Source organism: Dysgonomonas sp. 37-18 (assembly GCF_001899125.1).
Lineage (GTDB): Bacteria > Bacteroidota > Bacteroidia > Bacteroidales > Dysgonomonadaceae > Dysgonomonas.
In genome coordinates, this window is record NZ_MKVC01000040.1 from 214,634 (window position 1) to 234,174 (window position 19,541).

Below are 19,541 nucleotides of genomic sequence, written 5' to 3' on the forward strand. Positions count from 1 at the left end.
AGTTTTACAAAATCACATAAATATGTAAAAGTAGGCCTGGAAACAATTACAAGGAATCCTAATTGTATTTTTATCACATTTTCTAGAGCCCAAAAATACGGCAGAAAAGTATAACATCTTGCCTCACTCATAGGGTTACAAAAAGAGGAACACACACCAAAAACATATTGAAATATGCATATCATAATGCAAACTTCTACAACAAATCCGCATAATAAAAGAGCAACAAATAGATTTTCCCTATTTGCTGCTATACGTTTTATATATTATTTAAAGAGATTAGATATTATTAAGCTCCCTTCTGAAAAGAAGACTATATCAAATAGTCATATCATCTTTTTCGAGCCAATATTTTTAATTTCCTTATAGACTCCTTAGTCTTAATTCGTGCCTTATACAAATCATGCCTATCCAAGTCCAGAACTTTTTCATAATCAGCGATAGCCTCATCGTATTCATTTTTTCGCTCATAAATTGCAGCACGCTTATAATATAGGCGTATATTCTCAGGATCGAGAATAAGTCCTTTATTACAATCGTCTAAAGCTTTATCAAATTCCTGGCGGAGTATATATATTTCGGCTCGGTTGGTATATGCATTTATATTCGCAGTGTCTATTTCCAATACTCTCGAATAGTCGCTTAATGCTTTGCTGGTATCTTTCATAGACAAATATATATTTCCTCTATTATTATAGATATCTGCAACATTTTTTGGTTCTTCTTTTATCGCCCGATTGTAGTCTTCAAGTGCTTTCTCACATTCTCCACCTACTTCATAGATTATACCTCTATTGTAATATGCATCGGCATAATTATTATTTAGTCTAATAGCCTGCGTATAATCCCTCATGGCAAGGCTATCATCTCCTATCGATTGGTAAATACTTCCCCGATTATAATACCCGGTAGCATCAGTAGTATCAAGCCCTATGGCGATATCGGTACATTCTATTGCCTTTTTATAATTCTTGACATTAAAATATTCATTGCTCAGATAAAAATTTGCCTCTATCAGCAACTTATTTTTTTTTCGAGGAGTTATCAAATCCTCATCGGCTTCTATGTTCTCCAATATTGTCTTCAATGCATTAATTCTTTCGGCCGGTGTATCCAAGCTATCTGCAACCCGTCCCATCTGATGCTTAAAAGAGACAATATGTTTATCTTGCCTGATATCTTTATCAAACAATCTACACGAGCCAAAAACCAAAGGGAATATAATAAGAATCAGAAAGTATAACTTACTGTGTGTTTGTGAAATCTTCTTTGTCTTGCGCATAAATTGTATTGATATATATGTTGGCAAAGGTATAAAAAAAACGGATATTCAAACTCAATTGATTTATATAAAAAAGAAGCACTTATCTGTCTCAGTTAAGTGCTTCATGGTAGTGTTTAAATAAAAAAGTGATATTATAATTATTTCTAGAAATAATAATGTTATACTTCTTATTATAAATAACGCATAAAGTATAAAGAAGTTACTCTTTTAACATAAAATATGATATTATTCTCCTTTATAACCTTTATAAAAAACAAAAAAAGACTAAAAGCGATCCACTCTTAGTCTTTTTAGAAGATGAAGCTATTGAAGTATTCTATAAAGAAACACTCAAACAGTCTTCACCCCTCTAACAACTCTTTATATAAATTACCTAGCCTCTCTCGCAAATGAAGCACGGCATAACGTTTGCGAGAGATCAGTGTATTTACACTTACTCCGGTAGCTTCTGATATTTCCTTAAAGGAAAAGCCATCAAGCTCTGTGAGCTCAAATGCCTCCCGTTGTTCAATCGGAAGTTCGGACAAAGCAGCGTCTAATTCTTCCCAAACCAAAGCCCGCAAATATGTAGTCTCGGGAGATGCATCTTTATCAAACATAAGGCTAGAGACCTCCGCCAAGAATGTATCTTCATCATCTTTAGCTGTCACATAAGGCATATCCACCTCCCTATGTTTGCGACTACGGTCTATGATTTGATTATTGGCCACAGAATACAACCACGCAGACATTTGCTCGATTGGTTTTTCTATCATATCTATTTTTGATAATTGATAAAAAACATTCTGCAAAATATCTTCTCTATCCTCCTTCGAAAAGACTCGTTTAGCTATATAATTTTTCAGCTGCACGCGATATTTATAGAAAATATCGGTAACATTCTGTTGTCCTTTAGCTAAATCGTTCGTCATTCTTTATTGTCGTTGGCCATATCTGATTCAAAACCTCTTCTTTCACATCTTTCTCTCATGTGCTTCCGAATATATTCGCGTCGCTCACTAAGAGGCATATCTTTCATTTTTGCTCTTAATGCATGCCAATAGTAGAAATCTTCATTCCGCTTATCATGGCGAGGATGTCTTCCAAATTTACCAAAACGTCCAAATCCGCCCAACAGTAACCTCGACAGTATCATAAGCCCGGCCGCCTGCCAATAATTAATAGACGTCCACCCTATTATTGAAGGTATCAGAGCATTCCACAGAAGCATTACAACAGCTATGGATGCTGCAAAAACAGCAATGAATATAAAAAAGTACGCGATCTTTTTTCTTTTAAAATTTTTCATATTATTTATCTTTTATTTCTCAAACTCTTACTTTATCACACTGAAATACAAGTGAAGTATACTAATCGTTGCCATCAGTAATGAAGCAACTATAATTGCTATAGGGACAGCCATTTTACTTATATCTTTCTTTTCCATTATTTATTCTATCTCAAAAATATCTCTATTATTTATGACGAATGAGGCAATAAAATATTTTAGAAAGATTTTTATTAAATACAAAAAAAACTAAATCTAATTCACTTACAACAAACATCAAGCCGAATATTCTATCGAATATATTTACTTTTATGCCCTTTAAAAGATAAAGAATGAGAAAAACATTACTGATAGCCGTCTTGGCTTTACTGAGTTACTCAATATTTGCTCAAAAGAACAAAAAGCAAGAGATAGATATTCACCCATACGACAGCACTAGAAACTTTCTAGGAAAAGATGTTCTACAATATACAGGACAAGAATTATTTCTTAAAGGCCTTGATAAGCCTTCACAAAAATATGGATACAGTGGATTTATTCTCAAGTATAAAAAGGATGACGACATACTAAACGACGAAAAGAACATCTATAAGCCGAATGATAATTACAATTCTCGCTATGAAGATCTGGCAGGAAAATATTTCCAGATTTTAGAAGTTTTGAATCACCCGAAAGCAAAATCAAACAAACAAGACTATGCAGATGATTATTATCTGAAACTTCAGGAAAAATCGAGTGGAGACGTATTGTTTTATAAATACAATGTCGATTCCGAATATACATTTCCATTTATCGTTACAGGATTTTTCCTAAAACAGAAAGCAATACAAACGGGAAAAGAATATGTTCTATCCGACGACATCCTGAAAATGTCACGTAATCTTTCTACCGGAAAAGCGCTATCGTTTACAACAGGTCAAACGTGGAAATGTACCGATCTGACAATAGATAACACAAACAATGAATTATCTCTGATATTAGAAAGCAAAGGTGGATTAAAAACCGCAATCCCCTACTCTCTTTTGAATAACAACGAAGGTATAAAAAAAGTATACACTGCAACTGAAGCTAATGAGTTGACAAAGAAATATAATGCAAACAATTTCCGCCGTATATTGCAAAACAAAATCAGGGTTGGTATGACCAAAGATATGACTCGCCTGGCATGGGGTGAACCTACAGAAGTCATAAAAAATGGCAATGCGGAACAATGGCTTTATCCGGCAGGACAATTAAACTTCAGAGGCGATAAAATAGTAAGTACAAAATAGTAATTTTCTTCTGCCTTAAGATATAATCAAAGACGTCATACTCAAAGATCCGGCTATAACCTTATCATTAAAAAATCGGACTTCCTCTCCTTTCTTTTGCAAGGCTAAGATATAGAGTAGCGGAATATAATGTTCCGGGGTAGGAATAGCCAGTCGTGCGGAATCGTGCAGATGGCTAAAGTCAATCAAAGCATTGTGATTCTCTTCTTGGATTTTATTTTTGAAAATATCATTCAGTTCAAACGCCCAATCATAACCATATTCCGTATTGAAGTCTCCATTTTCTACTTTCACCATTCTGAGATTATGGATCATATTGCCACTACCGATTACCAAAACACCTTTAGAACGTAGAAAAAACAGTTCTCGAGCCAGTTCATAATGATACTCTGGTCCTTTAAAGTGATCTATACTAAGCTGTACAACAGGCACATCAGCCAAAGGATAGATATGCTTCAACACACTCCAGCTACCATGATCTAAGCCCCATTCGTAATCAAGCTCTACTGCTTTTACATGATCTTTCACAATAGCTGACAAGTCTTGTGAACCGGGCGCAGCATAGCGCTGATTATATAATTCTCTTGGAAAACCGTAGAAATCATGAATTGTTTTCGGCATATCCATTGCTGTCACAAATGTCCCCCTTGTTTCCCAGTGCGCTGAGACACAAAGAATAGCACGAGGCTTTGGTAGTTCACTTCCCAGCCGATTCCACTCATGCACAAACTCATTATCTTCTATTGCATTCATTGGGGTTCCATGTCCCACAAAAACAACAGGCATCAAAGGAGTATCATCAAAAGACATAACCTTTTTATGTAATTCTTTCAGAGTCATAATTCTAATCTTATATACAAAAACAGCTCTGACCTACGATCAGAGCTGAATCTCATCTACCTATTTATAAATATATTTATTGTTGCTGAGCTGCCTTTGCTACTATAGTTATCTGTAGTTCAATATTATCGTTTACGATATTCTCTTTCAAGTCTGCAAAAAGAGTTTTAGATCCATATTTTACATTCCATTGCGTACGATCTATAGAGAATGGAACTGTAACAGCTTTATATAGACCTCCTTCTTTTGTTATCTTAGCTCCAAATGTAATATTTTTCTCTACATCTTTCAGTTTCAGGTTGCCACTCACTTCATAGTTTACACTATCGGTAGGATGAGCAGCCTTTGCTATTTTAGTAATAGTAAATGCACTTTCGGGATAAGCAGCGACATCAAAAAAATCTCCACTTTTAAGGTGACCTGTCAGTTTATCTTTTAATATCTGCGTAGGAAGGTCTTCATCTACAATATTATTCATATCAATCACAAAACTACCTGAAGCTACTTCTTCTCCATTTACAGCTAACTGTCCACTCTTCAATGCGATTGTTCCTACATGGTCTCCTCCAACCTTAGACCCTTTCCATTTAATGGTAGACGCTGTTGTATCTACTACCAACTGTTCACCTGTTCCTGTTGCTGCCGACTGAGCATCTGTTCCTTCTACTTTGTTCTTCGTTGTTGTATTGCAAGACACAGCAAACAATACTACCGCAATAGCTAATAAATATGTTTTCATATTATTTATAATTTTTAAATACTAATCGATTTGTTCTATTAAATATGATGCAAAGTTAAATTATCATTTTCTATTTACAAAATAGCAATATTTATACATTATCATAAAAAAATTTATAGATTTGTATTTCATTAGTCTTTGGTTGCTAATAGTTTCTAATAAATATAGAACTCTGTAACCCTGAATATTGTTCAATTTCAATTCATGAATTTATAATTTGCAATCAAATAGTAATGGTAAACTTAGAATGGTACAGGACATTTAAAGCCATTTATCAATATGGTACGCTCACAAAGGCTTCACAAGAGCTTATGGTATCTCAACCCAATGTCAGCATTCAATTGGCATCCCTAGAAAGCTATATCGGTCAGCCTCTATTTATACGAATGCCTCGCAAGATGGTTCCAACGGAGTACGGCAAACAGCTTTACACGCAGATAGTAGAATCAATAGACAACCTCGAACGAGTTGAAACCGAATTTAAAAGGACTGTACTCAACAAAGCTCCAAGCATACGCTTTGGCACTCCAGCAGAACTCTTTTCGGATTATCTGGCCGAACATATAGGTAGTCAAGATGATCTGCACCTAACCGTTGAATACGGATTGGCAGACGAACTCACAGGCAAGCTTATCAACAATGATCTGGATATTGCAATCATCACCAGGCAGAGCAAATCAGATGATACGCTCACCTATGAGCCTCTATTCACCGAGTCATTTATGATTGTATGCAATTCGAGTATGGACACAACAGTATTTGATGACCTAATAGCAAAAAACAATTTGAGCGAAGCCGAGAAATGGCTTAAAGCCCATAAGTGGTATGCCTACGACAATAATCTGCCTCTTATCAGGCGCTTCTGGCGAGAGAGCTTCAAGAAACGCCCTATACTGAAATTACATGCTGTAATTCCGGATAACGTATCTATCCTAAAAGCCATAAAAAACAATAGTGGTCTTGCTGTATCATCTGACATAATAGCAGGAAAGGCTTTAGAAAACAAATGGGTAAAGACATTATGGAAAGGAACAATTACGGCAACGAATACACTCTATTTGGCTTACAATAAGAATAAGATACAGCCACAGTATGTAGAAAAAATCAAATCTTTCATATTAAAACATGTTGATACGAATAAGGAAGATTTAACAACTGTATAGCAACCTAAAAAACAAAATTAAGTTATGATTCTATCTAATTCACAAAAAAGTTAGTTTTTTGTGTATATTTGTATACATTACCTAGTACAATTTAAAATATGGAAAGCGGAAAATTTCTAACCCTCATAAAAGACGGAATATGTAACAACTGGGAGCGACCGGCTCTCACAGACTATAATGGCGAAACATATCTATATAAGGACTTCGCCACAAAAATGGCTCAATTGCATATTCTATTCGAAGATATGGACGTCCAAAAAGGTGATAAAATAGCTATTTGCGGACGAAATTCAGCAAACTGGGCAGTTGCCTTTTTTGCATCCCTCACCTATGGTGCTGTGATAACAACAATATTACATGATTTTAGTGGAGAAAGTATACATTCCCTAGTAAATCACTCGGAATCGAAAGTATTCTTTGCCGATGAGTTTGTATGGTCGAAAATAGACCCGATACAAATCCCGACTGTGGAAACTATCCTTTTGATAGATGACTTTTCTGTACAGAAATCACGGTCTGCCAAATTGTTAGCATCCTGTGCCAATTTAGATCAGGCACTACTGAAAAAATATCCCAATGGCTTTACGAAAGAAGATGTAGTTGTACACGACGAGTCGCCCGACGAATTAGCCGTACTAAATTATACATCAGGTACAACAAGCAACCCGAAAGGCGTTATGGTTCCTTATCGCAGCCTATGGTCTAATACACGGTTTGCTATAGATAATATCGAATTTGTAAAAGCCGGTGACGGTATTGTATGCATGCTACCGATGGCTCACATGTACGGATTAGCCTTTGAAGTTTTATTATCCATCGCCAAAGGCTGTCATATTCATTATCTGACACGTGTTCCTTCTCCTCAAATTATAATGGATGCCTTTGCGAAGGTAAATCCGACTTTGGTACTGGCTGTGCCACTGATTATTGAAAAAATCATACAGATGCGTGTGTTTCCTGAGTTAAAGAAGCAGCCGGTGAAAACGCTGATAAAAATTCCTTTCTTCAGAAAAAAAGTATATCAAAAGATTGCAGACAAACTAATACCGATGTTTGGTAGTAAGCTGGTCGAAGTTGTGATTGGCGGTGCTGCACTCAACAAAGAAGTAGGACAGTTCCTTACAGATATAAAATTCCCATACACCGTTGGATATGGAATGACAGAATGTGGACCGCTGATTTCTTACGAGTATTGGGAAACCTACAAACCCGGATCTTGCGGACGTCCTGTAGATAGAATGAGTGTACGTATCGAATCATCGAATATGGAAACAGAGACAGGCGAAATCATGATCAAAGGACAGAATGTAATGCTTGGCTACTACAAGAATGAAGAAGCGACAAAGCATGTCATAGACGAAGCCGGATGGTTACGCACAGGTGATTTAGGCGTGATGGACAGGGATGGTTTTATATTTATCAAAGGTCGTAGTAAGACGATGATACTAGGAGCTTCAGGACAAAATATTTATCCGGAAGAGATAGAAGGCTTTTATAATAATTCTCCATTTGTATCCGAATCGCTCATCATAGAAGAAAATGGAAAACTAATCGCTCTCATATACCCGGACAAGGACTATATGAAGAAGCATGATATAAAAGAAAGTGAGTATTCCGATATTTTCCTTACTGAACGAAAATCTATTAACAAGCGACTGCCAAGCTATAGTCAAGTTGCAAACTTCAGAATACAGGAGCAAGAATTCGAAAAAACGCCAAAACGGAGTATAAAACGATTCTTGTATCAACGATAAATAATATTCCAAGGTGGTATATATTGCGTTCCTCAAGGGAATTAATGTTGGAGGGAAAAATATCATAAAGATGTCCGACCTGAAACTAATGTTTGCCAACATGGGAATATCGGATGCTATAACATATATCCAAAGTGGCAATATTCTTTTCACATCAGATGATACAGAGGAAGCATTAGTAAAGAAAATAGAGGCTTCTATTTTTAAAACATTCGGACTAAATATTGCGGTTATATTAAGAACCCTATCAGAGTTAAGGCAACTTTTGAATTGTATCCCATTTTCAGAGAATGATATTCAAGAGATAGAGCAGAATGCAGAAGGTGAAGTGTTCTATTTGTTTCTGTATAGAGAAGCTTTATCTGAAAGTAGCAAAGAACGTATATCAGCACGAAAACAAGAAAATGACAGGCTTGAAATAATCAATCGGGATGTATATGTTTTATTTGATAAAACGATCAGAAATTCGAAATTAACCAATGCTTTGCAGAAAGCAGATGAATATTGCACTTCTCGAAATATAAAAACAATAAATAAATTAGTAGAATTAGGTACAAATAATTTTATATAACAGACATGTCAGTAGACGATAAAAAAATCATCTTTTCAATGATTGGCGTAGGTAAAACGTACCCGCCACAAAAACAAGTATTAAAGAACATCTACCTCTCTTTTTTCTATGGGGCTAAAATTGGCATCATCGGGCTCAACGGTTCGGGTAAGTCAACATTACTAAAGATCATAGCCGGTATAGACAAAGAGTATCAGGGAGAAATTGTATCAGATAAAGGATACTCGGTTGGGTACTTGGAACAAGATCCAAAACTTGACCCTGCAAAAACCGTTAAAGAACTTGTGCAAGAAGGTGTACAACCAATAATGGATGTACTAAAAGAATACGAAGGCATAAACGAGAAATTCGGTCTGCCTGAATATTACGAAGACCCGGACAAAATGGATGCCCTCTTTGCACGTCAGGCTGAATTGCAAGACAAGATAGATGCAAGTGACGCTTGGAATATAGATAATAAACTAGAACGTGCGATGGATGCTCTTCGTTGTCCGCCTGAACACCAATTGGCAGCCAACCTGTCGGGAGGAGAAGCCCGCCGTGTAGCATTATGCCGTTTGCTACTACAAGAACCGGACGTATTATTGCTGGATGAGCCAACCAACCACCTTGATGCAGAATCAATTGACTGGCTGGAACAACATCTCCAACAATACAAGGGTACTGTAATTTGTATTACCCACGACCGCTACTTCCTAGACCATGTAGCCGGATGGATTCTTGAGCTCGACCGCGGTGAAGGTATTCCTTGGAAAGGAAATTATACCTCATGGCTCGAACAAAAGACCAAACGTATGGAACAAGAGGAAAAACAAGCAAGCAAACGCCGCAAGACCCTCGAACGTGAATTGGAATGGGTGAGAATGGCTCCTAAAGCTCGTCAGGCAAAAGGTAAAGCCCGCTTGAACGATTACGAGAAACTCTTGAATGCCGACCAGAAAGAACGTGAAGAAAAACTAGAAATATTTATTCCGAATGGTCCTCGTTTAGGAAACAAAGTGATAGAAGCACACGGTGTAGGCAAAGCATTTGGAGATAAACTATTATTCGACAATCTCGAGTTTATGCTTCCACCATCAGGCATTGTGGGTATCATAGGACCGAATGGTGCAGGAAAAACCACGCTCTTCAGACTGATACAAGGACTCGAACAAGCAGATAAAGGCACATTCGAAGTGGGTGAGACAGTAAAAATAGGATATGTAGATCAATCGCATGCTGATATAGATCCTAACAAAAGTGTATATCAGGTAATATCCGGAGGGAGTGAATTTGTTCGTGTAGGAGGAAAGGAAATCAATGCGCGTGCCTATCTTTCTCGTTTCAATTTTTCGGGAGGCGATCAAGAAAAGCTGACAGGTGTATTGTCGGGTGGTGAGCGCAACCGCTTACATTTAGCACTCACACTGAAATCGGAAGCGAATGTGTTGCTACTGGATGAGCCGACCAACGATATTGACGTAAATACTTTACGTGCACTTGAAGAGGGGCTCGAAAACTTTGCAGGTTGTGCAGTGGTTATTTCCCACGACCGTTGGTTCCTCGACCGTATTTGTACTCATATACTGGCATTTGAAGGAAACTCGGAAGTTTTCTTCTTCGAAGGCAGCTATAGCGAATACGAAGAGAACAAAAAAGCACGATTAGGCAACGTTGAACCAAGACGTATACGCTATCGTAAGCTTATGAATTAAAAAAAGATAACGTTTATGCAACGTTACAGAAATTACATAGTCTAATTAGTATTGATAATCAAGAGTAAATATCGATATTTACTCTTGATTTTTTAAATACAAAAAACAAATGTGATTCCCCAATAAAAGAATGAGTAAAACTCCACAATATATAATACTTAGGAAGACAGTTTTTCTCTTTTTATTCTGTTGTTTTTGTGGCATAACATACGCCCAATCCCTCACAGTGGTACGTGGTGTTGTAAGAGATGCTGTCACAAAAGAAAAGTTACCTTTCGTTAGTGTTACGATCGACAATACATCTGCGGTAACATTTTCGGACGAAGATGGTGAATATAGACTAAGCTATAGGGGAAATAGAACGGCAGTTTCGGCGTCACTGTTGGGATACAAAAGCCAATCATTCACTATACATCCCGGTGTAACCACCACAAGAGAGATACTATTAGAACCCGAAGACAAACAACTGAATGAAGTAATAGTACGGCCACAAAAAGAAAAATATTCTAAAAAGAATAATCCGGCTGTAGAACTGATCAAGAAAGTAATAGCCCACAAAGATATCAACAGTATTTCGGCATTAAAGTACTATCAGTATGAAGAGTACGAGCGTACATTTATAGCTCTGAATGAGTTCAAGCCTGAACAATCGCAATTTAAGCGTTACAAATTCCTCCCTAATTATATAGACACATCTTTAATAGACAAAAAACCGATCTTGCCGGTATCAGTAAGAGAAAAGCTAACAGATGTGTTCTATCGTAAAGATCCGAAAGGCAACAAACGTATTGTAAAAGGCTATCATATAGAAGGTCTTGACCAGACTTTCGAGACCGAAGCTCTCGATGCCATTATCAAAGAAGTTTTTAAGGATATTAATATTACAGACAACTCAATCACTTTACTATTCCAGCAGTTTGTCAGCCCGCTAAGTGATCACAGCTCTGTAAATTTCTATCGCTGGTATATATCCGACACAGTTAATATAGATCATAACCGATATGTGAAGCTCGACTTTGCCCCGTTCAATTCACGGGATATTGGCTTTACAGGGAACTTATTTATTTCTCTGGATAGTATGTATGCTGTAAAAAGAGCAATATTGAGAACTCCCCAAAAGATGAATATTAATTTTGTAGATGAACTGATCATACAACTCGATTTCAAAAAAACAGCAGACAACAAATGGATTCCGGACAAAGAGCGCATGGCCATAGACCTGTCGATGATAAACATGGTAAAATTCTATGTAGATAAAGTAAAGTCATACGAGAGATTTGCAATAGACAATCCGATGGATCCCGTTTTTGCTTTGGCTGCTCCCGAAGCATTTGAAAAAGACTACCTGAAAAGAGATAAAAAATATTGGACTAACAACCGCCCTCCGGATTTCAAGAAAGATTACCGGATGGATCAGATGATGGAAGATGTAAACAAAGTAGCTCTCTTTAAAGTTTTGCTGAATGCCGGGAGTGTTCTATCAACAGGCTATTTTCCTACTACCAGAAACAAGGAGGACACAAAACTGGAAATTGGAAGACTCCCTACAATGTATAGTTTCAACCCTGTTGAAGGGAATCGTTTTAGGTTGACCCTCAATACAACGAAGAATCTGCATAAACACCTCTTCTTATACGGATATGCGGCTTATGGTACTAAAGACGAAAAGTTTAAATATTATGGCGAAGCAACATGGGCATTTAACGATGTAAAATATACCAAAGACGAATACCCAAGAAACAACCTTACTGTAGCTTATAAATATGATGTAAACACGCTTGGGCAACGACAGACACAAGCCGAAAAAGATAACATATTTATGTCGTTTCGCAGATCGAATAATGTGAAGATGACATACAATCGCCAGACTGAAATATCGTACGATAAGGAATTTTACGGTGGATTCTCATTCACGCTCACCGGGCATACTTTCGATGAAGAAGCAGCCGGAAAGCTTCTTTTCGAGAAGATGGACGAAGAAGGGAACAAGTACAATGTAAATAGAATACGTACCACCGAAACAATGCTTACCTTACGCTATGCAACGAATGAAAAATTCTACCAGATGCGTCGAAAGAGAAGTTCGTTAACTTCACCACGAACCATCTATACCTTATCGCATGTGATGGCCGTAAATAATCTTTTTGGGGGACAATACAATTACAACAGAACTTCATTATCATTCTTCAAACAAATGTGGGTAGCTCCTTACGGAAAGCTGACCTTATCGGCACAGGCTGAAAAGCTGTGGGGCGAAGCTCCTTTTCCATTCTTGATTACACCAAGTGCTAACAATTCATATACAGTTCAGCGAGGTAACTATTATTTGATAGAGCCGTTGGAGTTTGTGCACGATGCTCAGGTATCATGGGAAATATATTACCATTTGGGAGGCTGGTTATTTAATAGAATACCTGTGCTTAAATGGTTGAAATGGCGAGAAGTATTTGGGTTTAGGGGGTTCTATGGAGATTTGAGTAAGCGCAACAACCCTCGGTTTAATCACAATTTATTGTTATTTCCACAAGAGACCTTTGCAACCACAAATACCCCTTATATGGAATATAACATTGGTATTGAGAATGTCTTTAAATTCTTCCGAGTAGATTATGTTAGAAGGGTAAACTATCTCTACCATCCGAATGTAGATAAAGACGGAATCAGAATATCATTCGAGCTAACCTTCTAAAGTTAGATAGAGCCTAAAACTCTCAACAGTAGTTCTTGAGGATCAAGAGGGTGTTTCTTTTGTGGTTTTTTAGGAACGAGGACTTTCAATCCGAATGGAATTATTTTCACATGTATTTCTTTCCCCATCTCTACCGGATCACCGTCAATGTGCATCACCCCGGCTTGCTCTCTGATAATAGTAACTTCATTGGTCAAAAGCTCAACCATCTTACTATTCTCATCTATTTTTTTTGTAAACAATTGTACCGAAGTTTGAGGCACATCCAATATCGAAAGGGGTTTCAATATCGCCACATTCATCAACCCGTCCTGTATATCGGCATGAGGTGCAATATGAGCATTGTATCCGTACTGCGAAGCATTAGCACAAGTAACAACGAAGGCTTTATCTTTTATTGTACCTTCGGGGCATGTAACTATATACTCTTGAGGCTTTTGTTGAAAAAAGATTTCAAGCATATTTCTGAGATACATCAAAGAGCCTCTATTTTTCCTGCCCGAGACCTTAGCTGCCACTTCAGCATCGAACCCTACTCCGCAAGTACAAAGGAATATGCGGTCATTCACTGTTCCGTAATCGATGGATATTATATTTTCTTCCAATATGATCTCCATTGCTTTCTTCGGATCGGTTGGGATGTTCAGGTCGCGTCCTAAACCATTTCCCGAACCCATTGGTATAATACCAAGAGCTACATCTGAGCCTACAAGAGCCCCTCCTACTTCATTTACGGTACCATCGCCCCCCACAGCAACCACATAGTCTGCCTTATCTTTTATTGCCTGAGTGGCTATTTCTGATCCATGACCGGGATAACCGGTAACAAAAATATGCACATCAAACTTATGGGCGTCAAATGCTTCAGCAATCTTATGCGGAATATTTTGCTTAGCTGAAGTACCCGATTTAGGGTTGATTATTACATATATTTTTTTCTTCTGAACCATAATGAAATGAATCTGTTTTGCCGTACAAAAATACTCTTTTAACTATCACGGTCAAAATAAATGAGTATTGAATTATATGACACGTAAAAAGGCTATTGATGCTATCCTATTATCGTTCTCCCGATAAAGTTATATTCTAAATTTATCTTATATATGAAGAAAGGCTTTCATCGATTACTATAGTATTTGGTATGCAAAATGAAAAGTGACACAATAAAATAACATCAAAAACTGTCACTGTTACATACGCTTTGCTCCTGTGACCGTTGGTTGTCACCTTTTGAGTATAAACAATTGTTTATATGATGATTGCAAAAAATAACTTTAGTTACATTTTTGATAAACTAAAACATGATCTATTGTTTGACTTATTGTCAATTATTTCTTTGCTTTTCCTTTTTTATGAAGCCTTTAACAATAAATAGAAAGAAGAACCTGTATCTTTGTCTCAATAAAACCTAAATCAGCTAAATGAGCATGCTAAACGAATGTGAACGTAGTCTAATCATCAGTTTAATCAAAAAAGAAGTTGTTCCGGCTATCGGATGTACAGAGCCTATAGCGGTTTCATTATGTGTAGCCAAAGCCACTGAGGTATTGGAAACCGTGCCGGAGAAGATAAAAGTATATCTGAGCGCCAACATATTGAAAAATGCAATGGGTGTTGGTATTCCGGGGACAAAGATGGTAGGACTGCCCATAGCGATTGCACTAGGTGCTTTGATAGGTAAAAGTGAATATGGATTACAGGTGCTGAAAGACTTGAAGCCGGAAGATGTAGATACAGGGAAAAAATATATTGAGGAAAAACGGATAGAAATAGGGCTTAAAGAAGATATAGATGACAATCTATATATTGAGGTGCACTGCCTTAAGAACGAAAAAGAAGCTGTAGCCATAATAAAAGGAACACATACACACTTTTCTCATATATCTAAAAATGGCGAAGTAATTATAAACGAATGTGATAGCAACCATTGCGAAGAGAGTAAAGAGGAGATAAAATTATCCTTTTCAAAAGTATATGAGTTTGCAACTACTACTCCGATAGACGACATTCGCTTTATTCTTCAGGCGGCAGAACTAAACCGCACTGCTTCGAAACTGTCGGCTCAAGGAAGTTATGGTCACAATGTCGCTAAAACAATGACAGGAGCATTGGGCAAGCAAATATTCGGAGATTCAATGCTCACTCATATGATGTCGTATACCGCCGCTGCATGTGATGCACGTATGGATGGTGCTATGATACCGGTAATGAGCAATTCGGGCAGTGGGAATCAAGGAATTACGGCAACGCTGCCAGTTCTGACGTATGCAGAAGATACAAATTGCTCGGAAGAGAGTCTGATAAGGGCGTTAATTCTCAGCCACCTTACAGTAGTATATATAAAGCAGAAACTAGGACGTTTATCGGCTCTATGTGGCTGTGTTGCAGCTGCGACGGGCGCTAGTTGTGGCATAACCTATCTAATGGGAGGAGATTACAACCAAATAACATTTGCCGTAAAAAACATGGTTGGTAATATAACAGGAATGATCTGTGACGGAGCAAAGCCTAGCTGTGCCTTGAAAATATCCAGCGGAGTGTCTACAGCCGTGCTTTCGGCAATTATGGCAATGGAGCAGAAAGTAGTTTCTTCGCTAGAGGGTATTGTTGATGACGACGTGGACAAAACCATAGAGAACCTGACAAGTATAGGTGCCGTAGGCATGCAAGAAACAGATAAATTGGTATTGAAAATAATGACCAGCAAATAACACTCATGAGTCATTAATTGGAATAAATGCAATAAAAGAGCCGCCCCAAATGGAGCGGCCCAAACCTAGATAACCAAACCCTATAACTAACTGTATCTTGCCTTTTACAGTTTCTTTAAACCTTTTATATCGTTCTTCCCTGCTTCAACAATGCTTATCGCATACCCTCCGGCCGGAGCACAGAATTGAGACAGTTTGGACTTATTAGAAATCACTACTTTTCGAATTGTATATGCCTGCGGATTGGTCTTATAATGAGCATCTTTGGCATCGCTATATATTGTAGCAATATATGTTTTTGCCGGATCGAGATAATCAAATGTAATATTTGATGTACGTCCGTTTTCATCACATACACTTCCTATAAACCAATTATTTGAACCTTTTGCCTTACGTGCTATTGTGATATATTCTCCCGGCTCTGCTTCAAGTATCTTACTTTCGTCCCAATCGATAGCTACATCTTTTATAAACTGGAAAGCATCAAGGTGTTGTTTATAATTTTCTATCAAGTCGGCAGCCATTTGCAACGGACTATACATAGTCACATACAGTGCCAATTGATTTGCTAACGTGCTATTCACATGCGAATGATTATCAGGATTAATTTTACTCACATCCATCTGGAAAATACCAGGAGTATAGTCCATCGGTCCACCAATCAAACGGGTAAAAGGTAGTATGGTAACATGATTCGGTTTGCTACCTCCAAATGCCTGATATTCTGTACCACGAGCTGACTCATTACCTATTAGATTTGGATATGTACGACATAACCCTGTAGGACGAACCGCTTCATGAGCATTCAACATTATTTTATAATCGGCTGCTTTTTCCAGTGCATATTGATAATGATTTACCATCCATTGTCCGTAATGATATTCTCCACGAGGGATGATATCTCCTACATATCCGCTTTTTACAGAGTTATAACCATTATCCACCATAAACTTATATGCCTGATCCATATGGCGCTCATAATTACGAACCGAAGCCGATGTTTCGTGATGCATCATCATTTTAACGCCCTTCCTCTTCGCATAATCATGTAATCCTTTTACATCAAAGTCTGGATATGGAGTAACAAAATCAAATACATAATCTTTAGACTTTCCAAACCAATCTTCCCAGCCTACATTCCAGCCTTCAACCAATACAGCATCAAACCCATGTTCTGCTGCAAAATCTATATATTCTTTCACATGAGCGGTATTTGCACCATGCTTACCATTTGGCTTTGTCTTAGAATAGTCTGTCACTCCTAACTGTACGCTGTACACATCATCGGTATAAGCCCATGTGCTTTTACCGGTAATCATCTCCCACCATACACCTACATATTTTACAGGTTTGATCCACGATGTATCTTCAATCTTACACGGATCATTCAAGTTCAGTGTAATATGAGATGCCAATACATCACGTGCATCATCACTTACTATTACAGTACGCCACGGCGTGTTACATGGAGCTTGCATATATCCTTTGTTGCCTTGTGCATCAGGTGTCAACCAAGATTCGAATACCATGTTCTTATCATCCAAATTTAGATGCATACATGCATAGTTTATCAAAGCAGCCTCATGCAGATTGATATACAACCCGTCATTTGTTTTCATCATCAATGCAGTTTGTACCCCTGTTGGAGAAAACGGCGTCTGAGATGAGTTAGGAGTAATAGCCTTACTCATCAACCCTCTTATCTCTGATAACTTCGATGTTGTATAATCATATTCTTGTGTATCATAATCGCCCGGAATCCAGAATGCTTTATGATCGCCGGCCATAGCAAACTGAGTTCGCTCTTCTTTTATAACAAAGTATATAAGATTCTTTTGCTCGGGAAATTCATAGCGAAAACCTAAGCCATCATCAAAGAGGCGAAAACGGATAAGGATATGCCTGTCTGTTGATTTCTGATTTAGCGTCACAGCTAATTCATTATAATGATTGCGTATTTCTTTTACTTCACCCCATACAGGCTGCCATGTTTCATCAAAAGATGAGGTCTTGCTATCTGTAAGCTGAAATCCGTCGAGTAAAGAAACCTTGTCTTCTTTTTGTGAGTCTGTATTTCCTTTTATAGAAAAGTCATTGAAATCGGTATGAGAGTCACTATTGTCTTTCAACTCCAAACCCAGCTTACTAGGCTTAATTACGTCTTTTCCCTTATACGTTAAAGTATAAGTTGGCACACCATTACCTTGCAAATAAAACTTTAATGTAAGATTTCCATTTGGTGATTTGAGTTCTTGCGCTTTCACTGTTCCAAAGATTAAATAAAAGCCAATAAAAATAGAAATACTGATGATTTTTTTCATGATTCTTAAAAAAATATTTTCCTATATACAAAGAAACTACATTTGGAGTTCAATGATAGAATCCTTTTCTCGTAAACCAAACAAAATAATCTGCAAACGTTTGCAGATTATAACAAAAAGAAGAGGTGACCAAATCAGCCACCTCTTCTAATCAGTATTTCTATCAATCTAATTTATTCTATTGTACCTGTACCGGCATTGAAATCAAGAGTAACTTTTTTGCCTGCAGCAACAGAAACTCTATCTTGGTCACCACCTTTACCTCTATATTCTATTTTTCCGTTAAGAATAATAAATTCCATTTTCCACCAATCGCCACCAACTGCAGGATAACCAGCATACATTCTTAATTCACCTGCACCTGTAGTTGTTATAGACATTTTGTTGCCAGATGCGGTAAATGGATATGTAGCAGTACTCCATCCACCAAAACAGTCTCCCATTCCATAGACTTCTGCCGCTTTTATTGTAATCTTTTTATTAGGCATATCCATATAAACAATATAAAAGCCATCGGCAGGAACAAATGCATTGCCTCCATTCGTTGTATATCCTTCCTTAGAATCCAATTCATAAAAGTCTGAACCATCCCACGCTTTAGAAGTATTCCATTTGAAGCCATTTGCTGCTTTAAAATATCGTATCGCCCAGAAAGTCCCGTCAAGTCCCCAAACAGGAGTCATATCTACAATACCTGCATCACTCCAGTTCCATCCGCCAAAATCAGCTCCTATCATATATACATTCTTAGGATATGATAAATAGGTAGTAATTTTAGAGGTTACTACATTTGTATACAAAGGAGTTATAACATCACCAATAGTTGCAGATATACGTATATCATAAGTAGCTTCTGTTCTTGGGGGAATATTATATATAGAATCAAGGCTTAATAACACATTATTCAATTCTTTATGAGTTATAGCAGCTTGAGTCTTTCCTATAAGGGAAGAAATAGTTTTCTTATTAGCAAAATCTTTACCAGCCACATCAACTTCCAATTTATAGATAATAGCAGCGTCATAACCAAATGAAGCTTTCGTCCATTTAAACGTATCGACTACCTCATCAGCCTTTTTATCATCAAGGACATAAGATGATGCAATTGGATTTAAAGCCCCTATTTTTGCATCTTCTTCATGATATGTTACTTTATCCAAATCACTATCGCACGAAGCAAAAGTTATTAGAGAAAGAAAAACAACAGGTATATATTTTAATAGTTTCATATCTATT

At 37.3% G+C, this 19,541-nt stretch carries 15 protein-coding genes; 7 read left to right on the forward strand and 8 right to left on the reverse strand.

Features of this window, described 5'->3' with window-relative positions:
* Positions 1 to 331: 331 nt before the first annotated feature.
* From BGO84_RS15190 to BGO84_RS15200, 3 genes are all read right to left on the reverse strand, one after another.
* Positions 332 to 1,282, reverse strand: a complete 951-nt coding sequence (locus tag BGO84_RS15190) for a tetratricopeptide repeat protein (RefSeq protein ID WP_283686391.1) — start codon at positions 1,280 to 1,282, stop codon at positions 332 to 334.
* 344 nt (positions 1,283 to 1,626) lie between these two features.
* Positions 1,627 to 2,196 (reverse strand): RNA polymerase sigma factor, encoded by a 570-nt coding sequence (locus BGO84_RS15195; RefSeq protein WP_135103944.1) that lies wholly within the window; start codon positions 2,194 to 2,196, stop codon positions 1,627 to 1,629.
* Positions 2,193 to 2,573, reverse strand: coding sequence for a hypothetical protein (locus tag BGO84_RS15200; protein WP_291030457.1), 381 nt, complete (start codon positions 2,571 to 2,573; stop codon positions 2,193 to 2,195). The genes BGO84_RS15195 and BGO84_RS15200 overlap by 4 nt, the downstream gene beginning before the upstream one ends.
* 311 nt (positions 2,574 to 2,884) lie before the next feature.
* Between BGO84_RS15200 and BGO84_RS15205 the strand changes: the two genes are divergently transcribed.
* Entirely contained in the window at positions 2,885 to 3,823 is a 939-nt protein-coding gene (locus BGO84_RS15205) for a hypothetical protein (RefSeq protein ID WP_291030459.1), read from the forward strand.
* Between the two features lie 15 nt (positions 3,824 to 3,838).
* Here the strand turns inward: BGO84_RS15205 and ygiD are convergent, their stop codons facing one another.
* Entirely contained in the window at positions 3,839 to 4,663 is an 825-nt protein-coding gene (gene ygiD / locus BGO84_RS15210) for a 4,5-DOPA dioxygenase extradiol (RefSeq protein ID WP_291030461.1), read from the reverse strand.
* Positions 4,664 to 4,739: 76 nt separating this feature from the next.
* Positions 4,740 to 5,402, reverse strand: a complete 663-nt coding sequence (locus tag BGO84_RS15215; protein WP_291030463.1) for a YceI family protein — start codon at positions 5,400 to 5,402, stop codon at positions 4,740 to 4,742.
* Positions 5,403 to 5,635: 233 nt separating this feature from the next.
* Here BGO84_RS15215 and BGO84_RS15220 point away from each other — a divergent pair, with 233 nt between their 5' ends.
* From BGO84_RS15220 to BGO84_RS15240, 5 genes are all read left to right on the forward strand, one after another.
* Positions 5,636 to 6,565 carry a LysR family transcriptional regulator gene (locus BGO84_RS15220; RefSeq protein ID WP_283686384.1) on the forward strand — a complete coding sequence of 310 codons (930 nt, stop codon included), beginning with the start codon at positions 5,636 to 5,638 and terminating at the stop codon, positions 6,563 to 6,565.
* A 98-nt stretch (positions 6,566 to 6,663) separates the two neighbouring features.
* Positions 6,664 to 8,319: an AMP-binding protein gene (locus BGO84_RS15225; protein WP_291030464.1), complete on the forward strand. Its 1,656-nt coding sequence runs from the start codon at positions 6,664 to 6,666 to the stop codon at positions 8,317 to 8,319.
* Between the two features lie 13 nt (positions 8,320 to 8,332).
* Complete coding sequence (locus tag BGO84_RS15230; protein ID WP_291030466.1) at positions 8,333 to 8,890, forward strand: DUF1697 domain-containing protein; 558 nt, start codon at positions 8,333 to 8,335, stop codon at positions 8,888 to 8,890.
* Positions 8,891 to 8,895: 5 nt separating this feature from the next.
* On the forward strand, positions 8,896 to 10,584 hold the full coding sequence (gene ettA / locus BGO84_RS15235) for an energy-dependent translational throttle protein EttA (RefSeq protein ID WP_291030468.1): 1,689 nt from the start codon (positions 8,896 to 8,898) through the stop codon (positions 10,582 to 10,584).
* Positions 10,585 to 10,714: 130 nt separating this feature from the next.
* Entirely contained in the window at positions 10,715 to 13,273 is a 2,559-nt protein-coding gene (locus BGO84_RS15240) for a DUF5686 and carboxypeptidase-like regulatory domain-containing protein (protein WP_291030470.1), read from the forward strand.
* Positions 13,274 to 13,275: 2 nt separating this feature from the next.
* Here BGO84_RS15240 and BGO84_RS15245 read toward each other — a convergent pair whose 3' ends face one another.
* Complete coding sequence (locus tag BGO84_RS15245; protein WP_135103934.1) at positions 13,276 to 14,223, reverse strand: diacylglycerol kinase family protein; 948 nt, start codon at positions 14,221 to 14,223, stop codon at positions 13,276 to 13,278.
* A 477-nt stretch (positions 14,224 to 14,700) separates the two neighbouring features.
* Between BGO84_RS15245 and BGO84_RS15250 the strand changes: the two genes are divergently transcribed.
* Positions 14,701 to 15,984: an L-serine ammonia-lyase, iron-sulfur-dependent, subunit alpha gene (locus tag BGO84_RS15250; protein WP_135104458.1), complete on the forward strand. Its 1,284-nt coding sequence runs from the start codon at positions 14,701 to 14,703 to the stop codon at positions 15,982 to 15,984.
* A gap of 104 nt (positions 15,985 to 16,088) precedes the next feature.
* Here the strand turns inward: BGO84_RS15250 and BGO84_RS15255 are convergent, their stop codons facing one another.
* Positions 16,089 to 18,305: a glycoside hydrolase family 97 protein gene (locus BGO84_RS15255; protein ID WP_291030473.1), complete on the reverse strand. Its 2,217-nt coding sequence runs from the start codon at positions 18,303 to 18,305 to the stop codon at positions 16,089 to 16,091.
* Between the two features lie 173 nt (positions 18,306 to 18,478).
* On the reverse strand, positions 18,479 to 19,534 hold the full coding sequence (locus tag BGO84_RS15260; protein ID WP_135103932.1) for a SusE domain-containing protein: 1,056 nt from the start codon (positions 19,532 to 19,534) through the stop codon (positions 18,479 to 18,481).
* Positions 19,535 to 19,541: the final 7 nt, after the last annotated feature.